Origin of the sequence: Cohnella herbarum (genome assembly GCF_012849095.1) — a bacterium.
In the GTDB taxonomy this organism is placed as follows: domain Bacteria; phylum Bacillota; class Bacilli; order Paenibacillales; family Paenibacillaceae; genus Cohnella; species Cohnella herbarum.
In genome coordinates, this window is record NZ_CP051680.1 from 214645 (window position 1) to 236091 (window position 21447).

The 21447-nt window shown below is 52.6% G+C and carries 16 protein-coding genes, 1 tRNA gene and 2 pseudogenes; 11 read left to right on the plus strand and 8 right to left on the minus strand.

The annotated features are described in order from the left end of the window. Positions 1-139: 139 nt before the first annotated feature. Entirely contained in the window at positions 140-1321 is a 1182-nt protein-coding gene (locus tag HH215_RS00995) for an IS256 family transposase (RefSeq protein WP_169278200.1), read from the minus strand. A gap of 188 nt (positions 1322-1509) precedes the next feature. Further along, positions 1510-2220 (minus strand): hypothetical protein, encoded by a 711-nt coding sequence (locus HH215_RS01000; RefSeq protein WP_169278201.1) that lies wholly within the window; start codon positions 2218-2220, stop codon positions 1510-1512. Positions 2221-2472: 252 nt separating this feature from the next. Between HH215_RS01000 and HH215_RS01005 the strand changes: the two genes are divergently transcribed. The 5 genes from HH215_RS01005 to HH215_RS01025 all read left to right on the plus strand — a co-directional run bounded on the left by HH215_RS01005 (position 2473) and on the right by HH215_RS01025 (position 4421). Beyond that, positions 2473-3045 (plus strand): xanthine phosphoribosyltransferase, encoded by a 573-nt coding sequence (locus tag HH215_RS01005; RefSeq protein WP_169278202.1) that lies wholly within the window; start codon positions 2473-2475, stop codon positions 3043-3045. A gap of 83 nt (positions 3046-3128) precedes the next feature. Next, the gene (locus HH215_RS01010; protein WP_169278203.1) at positions 3129-3464 is read left to right on the plus strand and encodes a hypothetical protein; all 336 of its coding nucleotides are present in this window, start codon (positions 3129-3131) and stop codon (positions 3462-3464) included. A 93-nt stretch (positions 3465-3557) separates the two neighbouring features. Next, positions 3558-3770: a hypothetical protein gene (locus HH215_RS01015; RefSeq protein ID WP_169278204.1), complete on the plus strand. Its 213-nt coding sequence runs from the start codon at positions 3558-3560 to the stop codon at positions 3768-3770. An 80-nt stretch (positions 3771-3850) separates the two neighbouring features. After that, positions 3851-4183 carry a carboxymuconolactone decarboxylase family protein gene (locus HH215_RS01020; protein WP_169278205.1) on the plus strand — a complete coding sequence of 111 codons (333 nt, stop codon included), beginning with the start codon at positions 3851-3853 and terminating at the stop codon, positions 4181-4183. A gap of 151 nt (positions 4184-4334) precedes the next feature. Then, positions 4335-4421: transfer RNA gene (locus tag HH215_RS01025), tRNA-Leu, on the plus strand. Positions 4422-4423: 2 nt separating this feature from the next. Here HH215_RS01025 and HH215_RS01030 read toward each other — a convergent pair. The 4 genes and pseudogenes from HH215_RS01030 to HH215_RS01050 form a co-directional block, all read right to left on the minus strand. Beyond that, positions 4424-5425, minus strand: coding sequence for a site-specific integrase (locus HH215_RS01030; protein WP_169278206.1), 1002 nt, complete (start codon positions 5423-5425; stop codon positions 4424-4426). A 173-nt stretch (positions 5426-5598) separates the two neighbouring features. Continuing rightward, entirely contained in the window at positions 5599-5859 is a 261-nt protein-coding gene (locus HH215_RS01035; RefSeq protein WP_169278207.1) for a helix-turn-helix domain-containing protein, read from the minus strand. Between the two features lie 1014 nt (positions 5860-6873). Beyond that, positions 6874-7678: pseudogene (locus HH215_RS01040) on the minus strand (IS1380 family transposase). Then, complete coding sequence (locus HH215_RS01050) at positions 7623-7982, minus strand: transposase (protein ID WP_169278210.1); 360 nt, start codon at positions 7980-7982, stop codon at positions 7623-7625. The pseudogene HH215_RS01040 and the gene HH215_RS01050 overlap by 56 nt, the downstream one beginning before the upstream one ends. A 1087-nt stretch (positions 7983-9069) precedes the next feature. Between HH215_RS01050 and HH215_RS01055 the strand changes: the two genes are divergently transcribed. From HH215_RS01055 to HH215_RS01080, 6 genes are all read left to right on the plus strand, one after another. Continuing rightward, the gene (locus HH215_RS01055) at positions 9070-10869 is read left to right on the plus strand and encodes a sensor histidine kinase (RefSeq protein WP_169278211.1); all 1800 of its coding nucleotides are present in this window, start codon (positions 9070-9072) and stop codon (positions 10867-10869) included. A 7-nt stretch (positions 10870-10876) separates the two neighbouring features. Beyond that, positions 10877-12568 carry a helix-turn-helix domain-containing protein gene (locus HH215_RS01060; RefSeq protein ID WP_169278212.1) on the plus strand — a complete coding sequence of 564 codons (1692 nt, stop codon included), beginning with the start codon at positions 10877-10879 and terminating at the stop codon, positions 12566-12568. Positions 12569-12679: 111 nt separating this feature from the next. After that, positions 12680-14425, plus strand: a complete 1746-nt coding sequence (locus tag HH215_RS01065; RefSeq protein ID WP_169278213.1) for a type 2 periplasmic-binding domain-containing protein — start codon at positions 12680-12682, stop codon at positions 14423-14425. A 58-nt stretch (positions 14426-14483) separates the two neighbouring features. Continuing rightward, positions 14484-15398 carry an ABC transporter permease gene (locus HH215_RS01070; RefSeq protein ID WP_169278214.1) on the plus strand — a complete coding sequence of 305 codons (915 nt, stop codon included), beginning with the start codon at positions 14484-14486 and terminating at the stop codon, positions 15396-15398. A gap of 30 nt (positions 15399-15428) precedes the next feature. Beyond that, on the plus strand, positions 15429-16316 hold the full coding sequence (locus HH215_RS01075; protein WP_169278215.1) for a carbohydrate ABC transporter permease: 888 nt from the start codon (positions 15429-15431) through the stop codon (positions 16314-16316). A 90-nt stretch (positions 16317-16406) separates the two neighbouring features. After that, positions 16407-18443, plus strand: coding sequence for a hypothetical protein (locus HH215_RS01080; RefSeq protein WP_169278216.1), 2037 nt, complete (start codon positions 16407-16409; stop codon positions 18441-18443). A gap of 87 nt (positions 18444-18530) precedes the next feature. Here HH215_RS01080 and HH215_RS36240 read toward each other — a convergent pair. Beyond that, positions 18531-18854: pseudogene (locus HH215_RS36240) on the minus strand (TIGR01212 family radical SAM protein); the annotation flags it as partial. A 1189-nt stretch (positions 18855-20043) separates the two neighbouring features. Continuing rightward, positions 20044-21084, minus strand: coding sequence for a transposase (locus HH215_RS01085; protein WP_169278217.1), 1041 nt, complete (start codon positions 21082-21084; stop codon positions 20044-20046). Positions 21085-21447 lie beyond the last annotated feature (363 nt).

Genomic DNA, 21447 nt, shown 5'->3' on the forward strand with positions numbered 1-21447 from the left:
TATTCCGCTCCATAACGGTAGCGTCAAGTAGTCTGTGTAGTAGGTTTTTCCATCGGGACGATGGATAGAAAAAATCAATTTGTTTAAGGTCGTGTGACTTGAGGCGCGTAGCTCAAGCGAAGGCGCGGGAGCTACAGCTTTAAGTCTTTTGTCTTGAATATTTCTCAGTGTACATCTTCTCAAATGCTGCTTTGGTGTCTGGGTCTACAAAGCCTCGAATTGCTCTTCCGCACCATTTCTCATTGTAGTCTAGGGATTGGAGGTAGATGATTTTCTCTGCTGCTTCAATGTTAGTTAGACTATTCATTGGCTTCAGGCGCTTGCGTAACTCTTTGTTCGTCCGTTCAATGGGGTTCGAAGTGTAAATCGCAGGTCGTGTGAGTGCTGGGAACTTGTAGAAGGTCAGTAACGTCGGGAGTTGTTCCTCCCACGACTTCACTTCCTTCGGATATTGCTTGCTCCATTTGGCTTTGAACCCATCGAAGACCGCCAAAGCTACATCGCCATCAAATGCCGTGTATACACCCTTCAAATCTTCGAGAAACTCGGTTTTATCGTTGACTCGAATTTTTGGAAAGGTACTTCTCACTTTATGGACGATACAGTGCTGCACATCGGCCTGAGGATACACTGCTCGAAAAGCTTCCTCAAGTCCAGGTAGCCCGTCAAAAACGCCAACTAGCACTTCGGTTGCTCCGCGGTTCTTTAAGTCAATTAAGACCTCTTTCCAAACGTTAGAACTCTCTTGGCCACCGACGTAAAATCCTAGAATTTGACGTATCCCTTTCTCGTCGATACCCATGACCAAGTAAACAGCCTCGCTACTGACTGTATTACGTTTGAGCTTAACATAGAGCCCGTCCAAATAGATAACGGAGTAGCGTTTCTCTAACGGGCGCTTCTGCCACTGTTCGATGTCTTCCATAACCGTCTGTGTAATGTTACTGATGGTGGTCGGAGAGTACTGAGTACCGAACATGCTCTCGATGAACTTGGCAACTTCGCGTGTGCTCATTCCGCCTTTGTACATATGAATGATGGCCTCTTCCAACCAGCCTTCTCTACGTTGGTAGGGTTGGAACAAACGCGTTTGAAAAGTGCCTTTACGGTCGCGAGGAACTTGGAGTTCGTTTATGGTTCCGTAACGGGTTTGGAACGTACGCTTGTAGTGACCATTACGACTGTTTCGCTGATCCTGTTGCTCGTTAAGCATGTAGTTCTTAATTTCTTCACGCATGAGCAGTTCTAGCTTCTCCTGCAACAGCTTTTTTACAGCATTTTCAAGTAGATTGTCGTACGCATTTTCGGATATAGTAGTCATCGAGTAGGGCTCCTTCTTGGTGATGTCGTAATCCCGAGGATACCCTACTTTTTTGTTGCCTGTTAAGGCTCCAAATGTTGGTACACAGACTACTTTACATCATCTATCAAGCAGCAATAGCATCTTCATTAGCTGCAAAAAAACGCCTTCAATCACACGGAACAACCGGTGATTGAAGGCGTTTCTACTTAAATCTCTCTGCTCAGAAGCTTAAGCGACAATACCTTCTGCGTATCGGGGTCGAGATCGAGCTTTAACCATCCGCCGGATACTTCGAGTGCGAGAACGTTCGTATGATCTTCGTTCGGAATTCCAAGCAATTGAGCCGCTTCGGACCCGCTCATGCCGTATAACAAACCTTGTATGCCAGTGTTGACGCCGGAAGAGCTGATCTCGACGTAAACGACTTTATCTTTGTCGTTAAGACCTATGGAGTAGCCGTCGTATTCCCATATATTAACCGTTTGCTTGTCTCCGGGTAGCAAGTAGGTGTCCGACGGAAGACCGTATCTCTTGACGACTTCCTTATCCGAGACGCCGAGCTTAATGCTTGCCAACGAAGGGCTTTTAGGCTGGAAAGCAGGATTTGGAGCGTCCTCCGGTTCTGTCGATTTGGGTTGAATCGTAGATACCTCGACGGGCGGCGAAGCTGCGTCCGGGTGTTTACTGGCCGCCGGTTGCGATGGTTCCGGAGTGACGGCAGGCGGATCCATGGTTTGAATGATCGCTTCTTCGGGTGAGGAGTCTTCAGGCGACCATTCAGGCGATGAAATCGCAGGCGGATCGCTTGCGGGACCGGATGCGGATTCTATGATCGGGGATGAACTGCACGATACCAAACTAACCGACAGCAGAAGCGCACCCCATATTTTCAGTCGGGCAGGGGAGTATCTCGGCATGTTCATCCCTCCAATATAACCGTTGATACTATATAAGACATAACAGATCATGGAAAAGTTTCGGGCTTGTCAAAAAAATATAAGAAATCATTCTTTTGTCGCATAACGTCGCAGTTTGTCGGGACTAAAGTCATGTCGATTTTTCATCGCTTACGCCAAAGATTGTCATGCGAAAATGTGCATCCCGATATTGCGCGCGGGAAAAGGATATGGTACGTTAAACGGAAAAGACAACGGGTGGTGGGGAAGACGATGGAAATTCTTAAAGCAAGGATCCTAAAGGAAGCAAGCGTCATAAATTCCGGGGTGTTGAAATTGGATTCTCTGCTTAACCATGGCGTCGATCCGCAATTGACGATGGAGATGGGCAAAGAATTCGCGGCCAGATTTGCCGGAGAGAAAATAACGAAGGTGATCACGGTGGAATCGTCCGGAATCCCCGTTGCATTCGCTACCGCTCTTCAATTGGGAGTTCCGCTCGTATTTGCCCGCAGGAAAAAGACGTTGTTGGGCGAGCCCGATGCTTATTGCGAGAGAGTTCCTTCGTTCACCAAAGGAATCGTAACGGATTTAATCGTATCGCGTCATCTGTTGAGCGCCGACGACTCCGTGTTATTCATAGACGATATTATCGCGAACGGAGATGCGGCCCGCGGTTTGATCAAGATTATCGAGCAATCCGGCGCCGCGCTTAAGGGAATCGGCATCGTCCTCGAGAAATCTTTTCAAGCTGGAGGACGTACGTTGCGCGACTTGGGTTACCAAGTGGAAACATTGGTGAAGATTCAATCGCTCGACGATAACACGATTACGTTTGCCGATTAAGATAAGGGCGATGAACGTCCTTTCCCAATCGGAATGCTATATCGTATAATAGAACTAACCTGCAGGTGGGGAGGCGAACAGCAATGGAAAACGATAATCAAGTCAATTTGTCGGTGGACTTCTTCCTGAACAAGTTGGAAGAGGCTAAAGTCCATTTCGAGCGCGCGCTCGACTGCAAACACACGGAGTTCGACGACCTGTATCCATACATGATCGAACACCCGCAATTTTTCTGGTATAAACGTTATGTAGCTTGGTCCGAATTACTCACGATCGTTAAGCTGTGCGAAGAGCTCAAGATCCCATGGACGGAACGATTCGCGACTCATCAGGCGGAATACGTCAGCAAACGGGTCATGTCCAGCAAAGTTCTGGATTACTGGTATGAAACGAACGATACGAGGGAGCACGTCGGGTAAGCTATTCGGTGCTGCTGGCAAGAGAACCCCGGAGAACCCGCAAGGACCTTGGTCCTGCGGGTTTTCGTCACAAGAGGAGGAGAAGGGTAAGCTATGAATGATGAACAACTCAATCAATACCGGGTGGATGGAACGAAAGTCAGAATCGTTAGGGATGCGTTGGAACTAAACGACGTCGTCGGCATCGTAGTCGCATGGGATGAGGAGCAATTGCTCATTCGTCGTCCGAACCGTAGAGTCGTGAAGGTTAAACGCGGATACGATATTCAGTTGGCAAGCGAACCGCGGCAATGGTCCCATGAATGAAAACGGCGCGATTGTGGAAGAGTAGAAGGGAAGAAGGAAAGATAGGACTTCTATTTCCGAACGATCGCGAGGGTAAAAGCATGATCATCAATGAATCGAACAACGATGCCGCGAAGTCGCGGATTTCGGACAAGCTTCCAGAGGTAAATATCGGATACGAGCAATTTACCGGAGAAATTTTCGATGCAGGGGAACTAGATGCGATGACGAAACATTTAATCGGGTTGGGAGTCGCCCTGTTCGCGAATAATGAGAATAGCACTCATTATTATTTGCAAGCCGTACGGGATCTGGGCGGGACGGATCTTCAGATCATGGAGACGGCTGCCATCTCTTCGGCTGCAAGCGGGAATATTCGGTTTCAGTCCGGAATGTCGATACCGGGATGGAGCCCGATCTCGCCTTCTTATTGAAATTCTCGAATTTAACTGAAAATTTAAACTTTGTCCGTTCGCTTGACTTCGGTTTGTCTTTTATGATATTTTAATATACGTGATTTCGACGAAGATACTCTTGCCGCCAGCCAATTCGGCTTAGAAGTATTCGAAGCTCACGTTCACGCATGCGGTCGTGGCGGAATTGGCAGACGCGCTAGATTCAGGTTCTAGTGGTGTAACAGCCGTGGAGGTTCGAGTCCTCTCGACCGCACCACCCTAAGAATGTACGAGCTCTTGAACTTGTCCTTGTGACGGTTCAGGAGCTTTTTGTTTGATTGGGACTTGTAACGTGTTGCTCATGACCTGTGCCGACGAAACCTTAGAGTTATAATCCAGGTGAGCATAAATGTTAGCCGTTGTGGAGTAATGGCTATGCCCTAACCACTCTTGAATTTCTTTCAGGCTGACCCCATTGACAAGCAACAAGCTTGCACAACTGTGGCGAAGCTCATGGAAACGAATATGTTTTAGCTCATGCTTCTGGAGAACGATCGGGAAATGTTGTGTGATATATCCCGGTTTGATGCGGTCTCCCAGTTTGTTCACGTAGATGTATTCTTCATATTTGTAGCAATAGGAATCTTTGAACAAGGCACGATTTTGTTGTTGCTCTTCCCACAGTCGTTTCAATAGTTCAAAAAAGGCAGGTACGAGCGGCAGAGTGCGATAACTCGATTTATTCTTTGCACGATCCTTCTCTACGATGATCTGTTTCCCCTCATACGATATGGAAGTGACGGTGTGACGAATGGAAATGGTCTGATGCTGAAAACTGATAGCGCTCCACTTCAATCCGACAATTTCGCTCCGTCTGAGGCCATAGAATGCTGCTAAATACACGCCCAATTCCAATGGATCATCTTTCACGACTTCAAATAGCTGATTAAGTTCTTCGATATTGTAGTAACTTCCGTTAAACTGTTGCTTCTTAGGCCGATCAACCTTATCTGCCGGATTGGAAGGAATCATGTCCATCCGAAAGGCGTGTTGCAGGGCCTGACGAATATTGGCATGATACTTCTGAGCAGTGTGGGCAGTAATCTTGTACTTGTTCAGGACAAACAGATAGAAGTCTTGCAGATGCTTCGCTTGAAGTTCTTCCAGCAAAATCCCCTTGTCCTTGAAATAAGGAACAATTTTGCCCTTCACATTAAAACAATAAGCCGCATGAGTAGTCACTTCAACCTGATACTTCATCATGCCAAGCCATGCCAACATGAAATCTGCGAACAGAATGCCGGCTGGACTTTCTTCATCAGGTGCTGTTTCATCCTCAACTGGTAGCGCTAGTTCCTCTTCAATGGACTCAGAAGGAATTTCAAAGTTTAGCAGCCCTAGCTACCTACCATCGACACTTTAATTATAACAACGGAATCAAAAAGGATTCAAAGCTATAAAGTGTCATGAACGCTTGTGCCGAGGGCTAAGTTTTCACGTAAATAATGGATGATGCTCAGCTTCGGGATTTTGTAAAAGCGACCAATGCGAAAGTGAGCGATACGTCCTGATTGGAGTAATTTGCGGCCCGTTTTGGTACTGATGCCGCCTAACATGGTACACATTTGTTCGACTATTACGATATCGGGCATGATCTGAAAAAGTAGCAGGTAAGGGTCAGTTTCAACAATGGGTTGATTTTCATCATCCGGCATGAGCGATCTCCTTATTAAATAGGTTTCGATTTATCCGGTTAACAAAATCGCTCGCAATTTGCTGAACATTCGTTTCTGAATAGCAAAATGGTCGTGGCGTAGTCTGCATTTCTACTTTCCATTTCAGGCTAGTGGGAAAGTACCGAATAAAACGTATTTAGTTGTCAGGGTACGTAGATGTTCTGAAATATATAGATGCTTTGCTGTATGAAACACTGTGACTTAAGGATAGATGTGTGCTTAAAGTGTTTGAAATAGTAGAAATCAAGCTTTTTGTAGGATAGATGCACGAGGGGAATTAGCTCAGCTCTATAGGAGCCTAAGAAATCGTCCTGAAACAAAAGAGCTAGCTGTGATACAATTTCCTTTAATATGAGAGGGATGGATCCTTCAAGCTTATGGAATGGATGCAGTTACACAGTAAAAGGCGGCAGCACAGGTTCTGTTAAGAGCTTGATACTGTCGCTTTATATTCACAATTTTTGAAAAAAGGGTCCGGTTTGATCTCAAACATAAAAAGGACGGTAGAGGGACCCTCGACCGTTTTTTGAGAATAACAAAACCACTCATCCGATACGTTCCCCGTATGCTGTCAGCGCTCACGCACTTTGTCGGCGAAATAATCACTGAGCGCTGGCACCAGGAACATGGTGGTTTATCCGGTGCCACACACTACAAAGAATAAGCTATAATTGTTTCAAGGAGTGTGACAAGATATGTCATCCACATCAATTAAAAACGCAATACCCACACAGTTTACTATTATTTCCGCACTAATTTGAGTTACTTTAACCTGAAATATTCATAGATCCATGAGTTGGTTGGTTTAATTGAATATATAAGGTAAATTAACTTTCCGAAGTCATTCAAATTTATGTTTTGTGGTTATATTGGAAGGGACTCTAAAACCGTCGCTGAATAAAATGGGAATATCCATTATATGGATTGAGAATTGGGCGCACTTGCCCGTTTCGCCGAAATGCTACATTTGAAATTAGTGATGAAGTCCACCAATCACCCGAATCCAGGCAACCGTTGGATATTGTTTAGCGTTTGGATAAAGGGATTCTGGTAGATGCAGGAGCTGCACAGCTTCCATGTCCAATATCGACCGGAATAGATCAGCTTTCCAGCAATCTTAATCAACTTGGTACGCAGCGTTTCCATTCGGTTTGGCCTAAATGCTTCGGGTAAACAAAGCCTGCGAAACCAATTGTTGAAATTGTACGCTAACATCGCCAATTGCAATTTAACCGCATTGGATTCGAATCCGGTGCTGCTCATCTTATGGCAGGCAAAACCGTTTTTCGCTTCCTTGATGAAATTCTCCATGTGTCCACGTTGAAAGTAAAAGCGAATGACATTGCGTGGTTGCAAGCGCATGTTCGTGGCAATAAAAGTAAATTGGATGTGAAGTTCTCCCGCAAGACGCTCCATCTTCACGACCACACGCCGCGCACAGTTCCAGGATTTGGCCTTGTACTGGAATTCACGGTAGTGGACTTGCCGTTGCCATCGCTTGCGCAGCAGAATGTAGACGGGCATTGGCTTTCAGGCGAATCGCGTATTTATGTCCTTTTGTTTCAGCGAGTTCAAACAAGCCCGGAACGGCAAAGCCGCTGTCACCGCGAAAGACAATTAAGGCTTTAGGTGCCCAAGATTGATAACGTTCCAGAACAGGTCCCATAAATCTTACAACCTGACTAGAAGTGTACACATTTCCAGCACGAAGCTCTGCACGCAAACAGTCGCCGGTTAATCCGTCAAAACAGCGGATGAAATTCATTTTGCGCATAGTGATGATTGTAGTTCGCGCCATGCTGCTTGCCAAAAGCCGCAAATCCAGAGGAGTCCAAGTCCAGTACAAAATGGTCACGGGGCTCAGTGTGATAACCACAAAGATGCTGATAAATCTTCTGAAGGGCAACATCAGAATTAGGATGATCCCGATGATGAACGGGATCATTGACGACGAGCAATTGCTTAACGGTCTGAGACAGGCCCAGTTTATGATCAAATTCTTTATAGAGAAGCAGGCCAGCATCTGAGGTCAGATCGCCGCCTTCAAAATTAACTTTCATTCGGGGGTTGAAGTTCATGCCGTACTCTTGTAGACTTGCCATAGAAGAGTCTCCTTTGGTGGGTGTTGTGGTTTCGACGCCTTTAACACTACCAGAGTAAGGGCTCTTTTTCCATATAATCATTTCACTTTTTAAGTGAAGCGTTAAAGTTCTGTTTTCCCTTATTGTTACTGGTCTTACAGCATGTTCAGTTTAGAGCTATGAATATTTCAGGTATTATACAAGGGTACTCTAACACGATTGATAACTATACTGAAATTCCATTATTAGTTCCGATTTCGGAAGCCTTCACTCGACTGACTAATCGAATTATATCAAATTACAGTGAATTTTTACACCTGGTTAAGACGGCACGGTGAAAAGGTTCCGGATTTCGCAGGGGAAGAGCTCAGTTTTGTGTTGGGCGAACAGCAGGAGATTGTCAATTTCGGAATATCCGGCGCTGCCGTTGGCCTTTTCGAGTTAGATCTTGTTTCAGTCACAGACGCCGAACTTGTACAGGCGGTTAATAGTTTGAATTACGCGCGGACCGAGTTGCTAGAGTTTGTTACGGTAATGCCGGAATCGGGACAGGGGAAACGGACAAAAAGAGATAACCTATTCATGTGCGAAATTGTTACCCGTGGTACTTGTCGCGCGTCCTTGGGTTGGATACGGCAAAAAGGCTGAGCTTAGAGAAGGGACTTTTCAGGCTGAAAAGTCACATGAGGTATGGACAGCTCGAAAGATGCTGCGAAGATTTGTCGAGCATGAATTGGAGCATTTGGTGATTGTCAAACGAACCGTTGGCGAATGGAATGACGAACCCCATTGGGGGATGTCGAAACGTTATTTATGGTAGGAAGTAGGTCGACGTGTCTAACGCAGCTTGCTCGGAGCCGTCAATGGAGATGTCTATTGGCGAATATAACGAACAGATCTACAAACGATAAGCGATGTCCTTAAAAAGCTATATACAACGACCGACTGTCCGTTGAATAATTAAAGGTAGGCCGATTCGTGAAATATTTCCACTTTGGCAATTTATGAAAGCGGTACCGCCGCAGCCGAGTGTCGGCTTATCGCGCGGGAAGGCATTGACGCCGCACGTACGGCCGCACCGAATTTATGCGCGAAGGAGCGCGAACCGATGGAACTGAGCAGCAACGGCTGGCAACGAACGCTATTTCCCAAGCTGATATTTGCCTTTATGCTCGTCATCGTGCCGATGTACGGCATCGGGCTGATGATGAACCAATGGGGAGAATCGAGCGTGCGCCGCGAGCTGAACCAGTCGCTGGAGTCGCGGGTCGGCTTCTATATGAACGCACTTACGATGGAACAGGACCATATCGCCGACATGCTCCTGGAGATGGTCGTCGACCAGGATTTGCAGCATTTTGCGTTTATCGGCACGTACATGAGCCATTCCGAATGGAGCAGCGCGGTTCGGCACATCGAGAACCGGCTGGAATGGATCAGAAATTCTAGCGAATACGTCGCCGACGCCAGTGCGCATATCGTGACGATCGGCCGTACGCTGTCCAGCAGCCATTCGATCAGCGACGGGCTGACCGAATCGTACGAAGCCGTCTCGGGCGTGCACCGCATCGGCTTGCTAGGAGCGGGCTTCGCGCTCGTGCCGTGGCGCGATCGTCTGTTCCTGGGCTTGTCGTTTCCGGCCGATCTGATGCCGGATAAGCCGCCGTCCTTCGTCCTGTCGGTCGAGCTCGACAAGCAGGTGGTTTCCAAAAGGCTGGACATCTTCGCCGGCTACGGCCAGTCGGGTGCGATCCTGCTCGACGCGGAGGGCCGCTGGTCGGTAGCTAGCAAGGGCACGTCATCTTCCGACGAGTTCGCGGACTTCCTACGTACCGTAAAAGAGCGCGATGAACCGTCGGGCGTCGCCCCGCTCCGGCTGCCCGACGGCGAATATTTGGCTGCGTTCGAGTATTCGACCTCGCTTGACAGCTATTTGATTGCGTACGTCAAGCGCAGCGAAGTGTTCGGGCAGATCGCGGCGTCGCGCTGGATGTTCTGGCTGATGTCGCTGCTCTCGCTCGTCTTCATCGTCGCATATTCCTACTGGATCTACCGACTCATTCACCGGCCGCTGCAGAAGCTGATCCGCTCGTTTCGCAAAGCGGAGGACGGCATGATAGAGCCAGCCGCGTTGCCGCGATCGACCGACGAATTCCGCTACCTGTTCCAGCATTTCAACCGGATGGTCGAGCGCATCCACCATTTGATCCGGCAGGTGTACGAGCAGAAAATACGCGCCCAGAGCGCGGAGCTGAAGCAGCTGCAGTCGCAGATCAACCCTCACTTTTTGTACAATACATACTTCGTGCTGTACCGGTTGGCCAAAATGAACGACCTGGGCGGAGTTATCCGCTTCAGCCAGCATCTCGGCGAGTACTTCCAGTACATCACGTACAATTCCTCCGACCGGGTGCCGTTGGAGACGGAAGTGAAGCATTCGTGGGCATACGGGGAAATCCAGAACATCCGGTTCTCCGACAAAATCGTCGTGGAGTTCGGCAAGCTGCCGGAATCGTGGCGGACGATTCCCGTTCCTCGGCTGCTGCTTCAGCCGATCATCGAGAACGCCTACAAGCACGGGATGGAGGACAGGCGCCGGGACGGCTGCATTCGCGTCGGCTTCGAGATGCGGGCGGGCGCCTACGCGATCGTCGTCGAGGACAACGGCGAAGGGTTGACCGACGACAATCTGCGACTCATTTCGGCCGAACTGGCCGGGCAGGCCTCTCCGGACGGGATGGAGCACGCGGGACTGCTCAACGTTCAGCGAAGGCTGCAGATCATGTACGGACCGGGGAGCGGGCTGTTCCTGTCGCGCAGCGAGCTGGGCGGACTGCGCGTGGAGATGGCGATCGACAGGCAGGCTTGCGGCGAAGAGGTCGCTGAGCCCGATCAGGACGAAAGGTGAGATGGAGATGTATCGATTGCTGATCGTGGATGACGAACCGGTCATCGTCGACGGGTTAGTGCAGCAGTTCGAGCGGTCGGAGCTGCCGCTCGAGTTATACGCTGCGTACGACGGACTCGAGGCGCTGGAGATCGCGAGCCGTCTGCGGATGGACATCGTGTTGTCGGACATCGAGATGCCGGGCCTTAACGGCATTGGCTTGCAGGTGAAGATCAACCGACTGTGGCCGAGATGCAAGGTCGTGTTCCTGACCGGCTACAACGACTTCGGATACATCCAATCATCGATGCGCGGCGGTGCGGTCGATTACGTGCTGAAGACCGAATGGGACGAGGCGATCATCGAGGCGGTCTGCAAGGCGATCCGGGAGCTGACGCAAGACATGTCCTACGAACGGCTCATCGAGGGCGCAAGGCAGCGCCTGTTGGCCTCGGTGCCGATGCTTCGCAAGGAGTATTTGCAGGAGCTTCTTCAGGGTGAAGCCGGCACCGCCGATTCGCGCCATGCCCGGTTCTCGCAACTCGGCATCCCGTTGCATCCGGAGCGGTCCGTGCTCATGGCGGCCGGCCGCGTCGACGGCTGGCCCGGCGAGTTGCGGCCGGGCGACAAGGCGCTGTATCTATATTCGATCAACAATATCGTCGAGGAACACCTTTCTGGACGGGCGGTGTCCGTTCATCTGACGGTGCGGCACGACCGGCTCGTCTGGCTAATGCAGCCGACCGCGTCGTTCGGCGATGCGGAAGCGGAAGCTGGAGTGGAGACAGAGGCGGGGAAGAATCCGAACGAACCAACCGCGGAAGCCGAGGAGGGTCGATGGACGCGCTTCGTTCAGGGTACGCTGGAGACAGCGCAGGCAGTGTGCCGCGAGTACTTGAAGCTCGTCTGCTCGTTCGTCGTGTCCAGCGAGCCGGCCGACTGGTGCGCCTTACCCGCGATGTACGACAGGCTGAGCGCAGTGTTCGCCTACGGACTCGGTACGACGAAGGAAATTTTGCTGTCCGACCGATACCTTGAGGACAAGGATGTCGGCCGGGACCGTTTGGCGCTCAATCGCATTCATTTGCTCGGCACGTATTTGGATGACCGGGACAAGAGCAAGTTCGATGAGCTGTACGGCGAAGTGATGGCGTTCGCCGATGGCGAGGGCTGGGCGGGAAGCGGACCGGCGCTGGAAGTTTTTTATTCGCTGGCCGCATTGTTCATCGCCCGTCTGAATCGCCGGGGGAAGTTCGCCCAATACGCCGGACGCATCGATCTGTACAAGCTGTTCTCGGTTCATGAGCACGATGGCTGGTCCGAAGCGGACGCCTTTTTCCGGCGGCTCGCCGACCTGCTGCTCGACGCGGACGAAGCGGACGGAGAGCGGGAGACGAGCGAGACGGTGCGCGCGGTGAACGACTACATCGAGGCCAATCTGGGAGGCGATCTGTCGCTGAACCGGCTGGCGGATGTCGTTCATCTGACGCCTACCTACTTGTCCAAGCTGTACGGCAAAAGCACGGGCGGCAGTCTGTCCGACTACATTTACCGCGAGCGCCTCGCCAAGGCGAAGCGGCTGCTCATGGAATCCGATCTGCGCATCGCCGATGTTGGTGTCCGCGTCGGGTATTGGACACCCTCCTACTTTACCCGGTTTTTCCGCAAAATGACCGGTATGTCCCCCCAGGAATTCCGCGATTCGATCCGTCTGGACTAAGAGGACGACAGAGGATAAGCAAAGCCAACACATTCTTATTTTCCTGCGGTTGCGGATTCTCCATAATGAGGGCTGTAGAACAGATACCAACCAAATTAGGGAGGAATGGCAATGAAGGGGAAATGGTACAAAGCTCCTGCGCTGCTGGCCGTGGCGTTGACGTTGACGCTCAGCGCAGCCTGCACCGAGAACGGGGGTAACAACGCAGGGGAGTCGCCAAAGGCGAGTCCGCCGACTAGCGCGAGTCCAGCCGCGAGTCCAAGCGCGAGCGCGCCTGCGGAGGAAGACGGGCCGTTCGGCAAGTACGATCCGCCGATCGAAGTGACGACCGTCCGCGCGATTAACGCGGGCGTCAAGTTCCGCGAGGGCGATTCGTACGACGACAACGTCTGGTATCGGAATTATGCGACCGACCTCGGCATCAAGGTGACGAACAAGTGGAAAGTAAGCGATCAGCAGTATAAGAACAAGGTGCTCGTCTCGATGGTCGGCGGCGAACTGCCCGACTTCCTGGTGGTGGACGACCAACAGTTCCAGACTCTCGCCCAAGCCGGTCAACTTGCCGACCTGACCGATCTGTACGACAAATACACGAGCCCCCTGACCAAGAAAAGCCTCGAGGAAGCGGGTGGCATCAAGCTGGACGCGTCGCGCTACAACGGCCGTCTCGTCGGCATTCCGGTCGGAGGCGGCGGACGCGACGACGGCAACATGCTGTGGATCCGCAAAGACTGGCTCGACAAGCTCGGCCTCAAGCCGCCGAAAACGATGGATGACGTCATGAAGATCGCCATCGCGTTCGCCAACAACGATCCGGATGGCAACGGCAAGAAGGACACGTGGGGGCTGAGCCTGGACTACAACCTGTTCGGCGGCTGGTCCGCGCTCGACGGCTTCTTCAACGGATACCACGCTTATCCGTTCAACCCGGCCAGAGGCTCTGGTGTCAACCTCGTGTTCTTGAAGGACGCGAATGGCAAGCCGGTGTTCGCCGACACGAAGCCGGAGGTGAAGACGGCGCTCGGCAAGCTGCAGGAGCTGTACAAGGCAGGCGCGATCAATCCGGAATTCACCGTCATTGACGGCGTGAAGTCCGGCGATCTGGCGACGCAGGGCAAGGTCGGCATGTCTTTCGGTGCCTGGTGGATCGCGACGTGGCCGGTCAACAACATGAAGAACGACGATCCGAAAGTCGACTGGCAGGCTTACCCGCTCGTATCGGCGGACGATAAGCCAGCCAAGGCCCTAACGACCGGCGCGCTGCCCCGGCAGTTCTACGTCGTGAAAAAGGAAGCGAAGCACCCGGAAGCCGTGTTCAAGCTGTTGAACTACTATAACGACAAAATGTACGGCTACCTGGAACGAGGCGGCGAGGTCGAGAAGCAGTATACGACCGTGACCGAGAACGACGTGACGTATGGTCCGTGGGCGTACGCGGCGATCGGCGGTAGCTTCGCGGATTTGAATCAGGACGATTATCGCGCGCTGAACGAAGCGATCGCCTCCGGCGATACGTCCAAGTTGTCCACCGGCATGAAAAATGCCTACGCAGACATCGAGAAGTATAAGGCGGGAGACAACACCTTGTGGGCCGCTGAAGCGGTGCGCCAAGCGTTCGCGATTCTCGGCGATTACAAGAAAAACGACCTGTATGTCATGAGCAGCTACTTCGGCCCGCCGACCGAAACGATGAAAACGAAAGGTCCGACGCTGCGCGATAATGAAATCCGGGCGTTCGAGGACATCATAACCGGCGATAAGCCGATCGAGTATTTCGACGAATGGGTCAAAGGCTGGCACGAACAAGGCGGAGACCAGATTTTGCAGGAAGTGGCGGATGGCGGCGCCCTCAAGTAAGCCGCGCCGGCGGAACGGGCTGCTTGTTGGAACGACGGCTTACGAGGAGGTTGCCCCAATGACGAATGCGCCGGGATCCCGCCGCAAGTGGATACTGGAATGGCCGCTGCATCTCATGCTGCTGCCGGGATTGGTAATGATCGTCATCTTTTGCTACGGCCCGATGGTCGGCGTCGTAATCGCCTTTCAGAGATTTTTGCCGACGGGAGGCTTGTTCGGTTCGAAATGGATCGGAATCGACAACTTCAAATATGTATACTCGCTTCCCGAGACGATGCATGTCATCCTCAACACGCTTTTCATTTCCGTCATGAAAATTGTCGCCGGAATCGTTGCCCCGATCATCACCGCGCTGCTGCTCAACGAGCTGAGAAAAAAAGCGTTCAAACGGACGGTACAGACGATTATTTATATGCCCCACTTTTTGTCTTGGGTCATTTTGTCCGGCATTCTGATCGACGTGCTGTCGCCGAATTCCGGTATGGTGAACCAGTTTTTGAAGTGGCTCGGTTTCCAGCCGATCTTTTTCCTCGGCGATAAAAGCTGGTTTCCGTTCGTCCTCGTCGGGACGGACGTCTGGAAGGAATTCGGCTTCGGCACGATCATCTACTTGGCCGCGCTGACCGGTATCAACCCGGCGCTGTACGAAGCGGCCGTTATCGACGGAGCGAGCCGCTTGAAGCAAACGCTGTATATTACGCTTCCCGGCATCGTGCCGATCGTCATCCTAATGCTGACCCTGTCGCTCGGCAGCGTGCTGAACGCAGGCTTCGACCAGGTGTTCAACCTGTACAGTCCGACCGTCTACGAGACGGGCGACATCCTGGACACGTACGTCTTCCGGATGGCGCTCATCAATGGGCAATTGGATGTCGGCACGGCCGTCGGCCTGTTCAAGTCGGTCATCTCGCTGCTGCTCATCTCCGTGTCCTATTTTTTCGCCTATCGATTCGCCAATTACCGCATTTTCTGAGCGGGCTTCAAGGAGGGGGAGAATGGCCCCATGGTACAGCCTCAAACGCTCGGCAGCCGGCTGATTACCGCATCGATATACAGCGCGCTGGCCCTGATGGCCGCGCTGTGCATCATGCCGATTTTGAACGTGCTTGCCGTATCGTTCAGCTCGAACACCGCGATCGACGCGGGCAAAGTGTCGATGTGGCCGGTCGATTTCACGACGACCGCCTACAACTACGTCGCCCAAAAGAAGGAATTTCTCGCGTCCATTCTCGTCTCGCTTAAGCGCGTCGCGCTGGGGACGGTCATTAATATGGTATTGACGCTGTTCACCGCGTATCCACTGTCCAAGGAAGTGCCTCAGTTCCGGTTGCGCACTTGGTACGCCTGGATATTCGTATTCACGATGCTGTTCGCGGGCGGGCTCGTCCCCTCGTACTTGCTCGTCAAGGAGCTCGGCCTTATGGACACGCTATGGGCGCTCGTGCTGCCCGGCGCCGTGCCGGTATTTAACGTCATCCTGCTGCTGAACTTCATTCGCGCGCTGCCGAAGGAGCTGCTCGAGGCCGGTTTCATCGATGGCGCGGGACACGTCCAGATATTGTGGCGCGTCGTGGCGCCGCTGTCGCTGCCCGCGCTAGCGACCGTCGGCCTGTTCACGATCGTCGGCCATTGGAATGAATGGTTCGGAGGGCTGATCTACATGAACGACCCGATCCGCTATCCGCTCGCCAGCTATTTGCAGACGGTCGTCGTCCGCCTCGATCTGACCCAGATTCGCAGCGCCGACGAGTGGAAGCTGTTCGCGGAGCTGAACGACCGGGCCGTGCGCGCGGCTCAAATCTTTCTCGGGGCGCTGCCGATATTTTGCGTATATCCGTTTCTGCAGCGGTATTTCATGAGCGGCATCGTCATGGGCAGCGTCAAGGAATAGAGAGCGCATATTCCGCATCGTCCTGAAGGAAAAGGCGTCGACGTCCGGGGACGCGCGCCTCATATCGATTTGACTGGAGGTATCGTCTGCATGACCTATCCGACCGACCCGGTCTCGCTGCCAACGGACTGGCGAACTTATATTGAAGCGATCGAGTGCGATGCGCTTGACGGCGTGCGGCCGCAAACGGAAATCGCCAGCATTAAGGGCGGCTGGGCGCGCGTCACGGTTCGCTTCGAGCTGCCGGCCGACACGCGGCAGGACGATTGGCAGCTGCGCATCATTCCGGCATTCGCGCCGACGTTCCACTGGGCGCCGCACTTAAGTCCGACGGAAGAGCACGTCATCGACCAGCACGCTTTCCGCTCGCCGGCGCTGATCGTGCACGACGGCAGCCGGATGCTGACGATCGTCCCCGATCCCGACACACTGTGCGCCATGCATGCGCGGGGCATTGCCGGGGACGGTCCGACATCTCCCCGCTGGTATATGGATTTGGACGCGGCGGCGAACATGCTGGCGCTCGGGATGAGCGTGACCGAGGTGAAGGAACATGTGCTGTACGTCCGCCGACCAGGCGCGGAATACGCGTCCGGCGAGGTGCGGATCGCTTTTTACGTCATGATGACAGAAGGGGCTGAAGCGATCGCCAACCCGTGGCGCTACGCGCTGTCGTTCCTATGGATGGGATGGGGCAGCCGCCTGTTCGCGGCGGGGCAGCCGATGTCCGGATCGCTGGACGGCTACGTCGGGCACACTTACAACTGGGCGTTCAACAGCTGGGGGGACGCCGTCTGGCAGCAATTCGAGCTGGATGGCCGCGAGGTCGGCGCTCCGGTGTTCATCGTCAACGTAACGCAAAGCCCGAACTATCCGGGGCGCGTGAACGAGCGTGAATTCCGTTCCATATGGAACCAGGCGTGGTTCAGCTCCCTACGCTCCGCGCAAGGCTTGTACCGCTATGGGCGGCGTACGGGCAACGAAGACTACATGCGCCGCGCGCTGATGGCGAAGGAGTTGGCGCTGTCAGCGCCGCAGCGGAACGGCTTTTTCCCGAGTGTCATAGCCACGCGCATGGAGACGGTGACGATAGACGGGAAGGAGTACAACCGCTCTCTCGGGTGGGAGACAAAGTACTGGGGCAATTCCAACCGCAACCCGTTCACGTTCAACGTGCAGGAGGCGCCGTTTCATCTGCTCGACATGAGCTGGACCGCGTGGCTGATGCTCGTCTGGCATGAAGAGCTGGAGCCGGATGCCAGGCTGGTTGAGTACGCCCGTACGTACGCCGACGCGCTCATCGGGAAGCAGGATGCGCGCGGGTTTTTCCCCGGCTGGCTGAACAAGGAGACTCTTGAACCGTGCGGCGTGCTCGACGATTCGCCGGAGACGTCGATGTCGGTCACGTTCCTGCTCAAGCTGCATGAGCTGACGGGAGACGGCCGTTACCGGGACAGCGCGCTTCGCGCGATGGAGGCGGTCGCGTCCTCTATCGTGGCCGAAGGGCGCTGGGAGGACTTCGAGACGTACTATTCCTGCTCCTGGTACGGACACGATACGCTGCTTGGACGGCGGGCCGAGCGCAACGGCATGTACAAGCAATGCAACTTCTCGATGTACTGGACCGCGGAGGCGCTACTGGCTTGCTACCGGGCGACGGAGGACGAGGCGCATCTGAGACTCGGGCGCCGCGTGCTCGACGAGCTTCTCATGACGCAGGCGTCCTGGCAGCCGCCCTACATCCATGTGCCGGCGCTAGGCGGCTTCGGCGTCATGAACGTCGACGGCGAGTGGAACGATGCGCGCCAGAGCCTGTTCGCCGAGCTGATTATCCGCTACGGGCAGACGCTGGGGGAACGGGAGTACGTCGAACGCGGCCTGGCGGCTATGTATGCGTCGTTCGCGCTGATGTACTGCCCGGACAATCCGGAGGTGAAGGTGCGTTGGGAAAAATCGTGGCCGTTTTTTGGTGAGGCGGATTACGGCTTCATGATGGAGAACTATGGCCACGGTGGACGTACGAGCGCCGATGACGACTATATGGGCGAGTTCACTATATTCGATTGGGGCAACGGGGCGGCGGCCGAGAGCTACTTGCGGATGAAGGATCGGGGGTTGGTCGACTGACGGGTTTTGGGCAGACGAGCGAGCGGGTATAGCCTGACTGGCCCCCGGGGTCAAGGAAGGTAAGACGACAAGTTTGCAAGGCTGCAACGTCGACACATGCACCATCTGCAGCCCCATCTCCAACCACAAATAAGTCCGCTCATTCAGCTCTGCCAAATATTCGACGACGTGATCCGCAAGAGTCGGGCCGAATCGCGATCGACAACACGACCTCGTTACTCCTTCCACGTCGCCAGCGAGGTGTACGTGTTCGTGTACGCCTGGAAGTAGCCGATGTACCGGGCGTCCAACCCCTTTAAGGTGCTGGCGGTCGCGCACCTCTTCGAATCGCGTGATCAGATCGTGCCGGCAGCTGATCGCGAAATCCCAGGATCCCGGCTCGCTGCAATACGTACATCCTCGACGCCCAACGCCCGATCAACTGGCAACCGTATTTGTTCGTCGAAGCCGAGCCGCTACCCTTTCGAGGGGGCGGCTTTTGTGCGCTTGGCAGCGCAACGACTAAGGAGTGGAAGTCTCGAGCACACCGCGAGGTGGCGGAAGTGCATAGCTGACAGGCAGTGCGTAGTCCAAGAGGATGTGTGCGGAGGGCTTGAAGGCAAACCCCGGAACAGATGGCAAAACCACATTGGCTGGCGAGATCGGATAACCCTACAAAAGAAGGGGACGTCCAATACCACTGTTGATCTCGTAAGTTAGAAGGACTGGATTCGGGTGAAAGTCGTTGACGTGACCCAAGGAGATCTTATCGTCCCCGCATGTGCGGTAAGCCGCGTACAAGGCCGTGATGGCTAAGGAGCGGTTATGGGTGGTGAGAAGTCAGACGTAGGGATAGTGCGTACGTGGCAGCACGTTCATCAGGTGGGTTAAAGTCCCGCTGAGCACCGGACTAGGGTGCTCATATCCAAACTTGGGAGTAACGTCTCAGGGGCTGGCAAAATTTTTTTGTCGGAGGGCAGGGCGTCTACCGTGAGGCAGAGTCTGAAGGGTATGAGGAGAAGTACCAGGCCGTAGTGAAACGGGGCTACCCGAACTCGCGAACCGGTCGGCCAAAGATGGGGTAAGGTCGAGTCTGCACTATGGAGACGAAGGCGTTCTAGTCCACCTATCGCACCAAGGTGTGTGTGGGCGGCATGGTACGGAAGATGACGATGTGACCCACGGAGATCTCGTCGTGTCTGAAACAAATGCACTTGCAGGACGAGTGGTTAAACAAAGTCGAAGTGGTCGCGCCGTGCCTGCCACTTCAAAAGAACGCACGGCAGTTTCAGTAATGGATGCTATAAGGAAACCCCGAAATGCATACCAGACGCACGGCGAGAAGTCGGAGAGCTGCGTAATACTTTGAAACTGACGAACAACAGAAACGTCTGGATCAGCTACCCAGGTGTGGCTGGCTTCTGCTCACTCAAAAGGTGAAACAGAAGGGGAAGGCAGCTCGCTTTATGGAGACTGGAAACTAACATGAGTTTCGAGAGTAGGCGGCAAGGGACGGAACATTCCCTTTGTGAAAGACCCACAACTTGCAGGCGGAGGATACGAAACACATGAAAGCAGAAGGCACAGAACGGAAAGTTCATTCATTAATCGATAAGGTGTATCACAGGACCAACTTGGAAATGGCATGGGAATCTGTGAGGACAAACGGCGGTAGCGGAGGAATTGATAAAGTGACTTTATTAAATCCGCTAGCTACTTTGTTTTGCTTACCCTGCTGCGGCTTTATTAAGAGTTCGGTGCTTTTGTCGACAACATCGATGATTTCTAAATAGTTATAATATCCTGTATCGGCCAGAATTGTGATTTTTTGATCACGGAAAACTTGCTTTGTCTTCTTTGCCATATTGGACAGTTGCCCTTGATCATTGACATCATTGACCGTATCGCAGTCCACGATTAATTTATACTTGCTATCCACTGCCGTTTGAACATTGAAGCAAACTTCATGCTTCCCGTTGTTTTTCATTGATTTGGCATCCTGATCGGTAACGCAGAGCTGGTTTTCACCCGTTTCCTTGAGTTCTTGTTTCATTACTTGCAGCTCATGCATTCTCTTTTGATAAACCTCTAACTTTTCAATGATTTCCTGCTTTTTGAGACGATTGTCCTCCATTAAAAAGTCGCGCAAATAGGCATCGATGTGCTCTAGCTTCTTACTGATAATGTTGTCATTAAAATGCTTCTTTTTAGAGCAGTTCGCCTTTAACTTTGTGCCATCAATCGCGACAAGCTGACCATCGATTAAACCGAAACCTTTTAACATTAGGGTGAATTCTTTAAACAGTTTTTTTATGGCAGTTTGGTTGCTTTTCATGAAAGCAGATAAAGTGACGTGGTCCGGCTGGAGCTTACCGATTAGCCACATTAGTTCAATATTTCTTTTCGTCTCGGTTTCCATCTTTCGAGAGAATCGGATGCCGTTCATATAACAGTAAAGATAGAGCTTGAGAAGTTCTTGCCGGCGATAGGGTTTTTGCCCTGCTTTTGAACCCGAGTACACCTGAAACCCCAATTCTTCTAGGGACAAGCTATCTACGTAAGCATCGATAACTCGAACAGGATTTTCTTCTTCTACAAAATCGCCCAATGTATATGGCAGTAAATAAATTTGATCTCTATCTTCACCTTCAATAAAAGGCATATGCGCTCATCTCCTTAGATACAGAAATTCGACACGGGACAACCATTTTCATGCCAAAATCGGATATTCATTAATATTTGTTAGACAGTCTGACGTACGGATCTGTGAGAGGCCCATGCAATTGCGCATGGGCCTACTCGATTTGCATGTCGGGTCGCTGGCTGGGCGGAACGGCGGGCTCGTGGCGGACAGGAATGCCTGTCCAAAAACACTTGGAAAGATAAGCGATGTCAACATCGGATCATTGAGGTGCCGCATGCGATCGCCGACAATGAAGATGACTTCGACACCGCGGCCGACGCAGAAGCATTTCCGAATACGGGATTGCCGACTGCGTTTATTTAATTTGTCGGCGGCTGGCGG

Bases quoted from the DNA above. Each gene is read 5' to 3' on its own strand.
- HH215_RS00995 (WP_169278200.1), bottom strand. From the start codon at position 1,321: ATGACTACTATATCCGAAAATGCGTACGACAATCTACTTGAAAATGCT.
- HH215_RS01000 (WP_169278201.1), bottom strand. From the start codon at position 2,220: ATGCCGAGATACTCCCCTGCCCGACTGAAAATATGGGGTGCGCTTCTG.
- HH215_RS01005 (WP_169278202.1), top strand. From the start codon at position 2,473: ATGGAAATTCTTAAAGCAAGGATCCTAAAGGAAGCAAGCGTCATAAAT.
- HH215_RS01010 (WP_169278203.1), top strand. From the start codon at position 3,129: ATGGAAAACGATAATCAAGTCAATTTGTCGGTGGACTTCTTCCTGAAC.
- HH215_RS01015 (WP_169278204.1), top strand. From the start codon at position 3,558: ATGAATGATGAACAACTCAATCAATACCGGGTGGATGGAACGAAAGTC.
- HH215_RS01020 (WP_169278205.1), top strand. From the start codon at position 3,851: ATGATCATCAATGAATCGAACAACGATGCCGCGAAGTCGCGGATTTCG.
- HH215_RS01030 (WP_169278206.1), bottom strand. From the start codon at position 5,425: ATGTTGGCATGGCTTGGCATGATGAAGTATCAGGTTGAAGTGACTACT.
- HH215_RS01035 (WP_169278207.1), bottom strand. From the start codon at position 5,859: ATGCCGGATGATGAAAATCAACCCATTGTTGAAACTGACCCTTACCTG.
- HH215_RS01050 (WP_169278210.1), bottom strand. From the start codon at position 7,982: ATGGCAAGTCTACAAGAGTACGGCATGAACTTCAACCCCCGAATGAAA.
- HH215_RS01055 (WP_169278211.1), top strand. From the start codon at position 9,070: ATGGAACTGAGCAGCAACGGCTGGCAACGAACGCTATTTCCCAAGCTG.
- HH215_RS01060 (WP_169278212.1), top strand. From the start codon at position 10,877: ATGTATCGATTGCTGATCGTGGATGACGAACCGGTCATCGTCGACGGG.
- HH215_RS01065 (WP_169278213.1), top strand. From the start codon at position 12,680: ATGAAGGGGAAATGGTACAAAGCTCCTGCGCTGCTGGCCGTGGCGTTG.
- HH215_RS01070 (WP_169278214.1), top strand. From the start codon at position 14,484: ATGACGAATGCGCCGGGATCCCGCCGCAAGTGGATACTGGAATGGCCG.
- HH215_RS01075 (WP_169278215.1), top strand. From the start codon at position 15,429: ATGGTACAGCCTCAAACGCTCGGCAGCCGGCTGATTACCGCATCGATA.
- HH215_RS01080 (WP_169278216.1), top strand. From the start codon at position 16,407: ATGACCTATCCGACCGACCCGGTCTCGCTGCCAACGGACTGGCGAACT.
- HH215_RS01085 (WP_169278217.1), bottom strand. From the start codon at position 21,084: ATGCCTTTTATTGAAGGTGAAGATAGAGATCAAATTTATTTACTGCCA.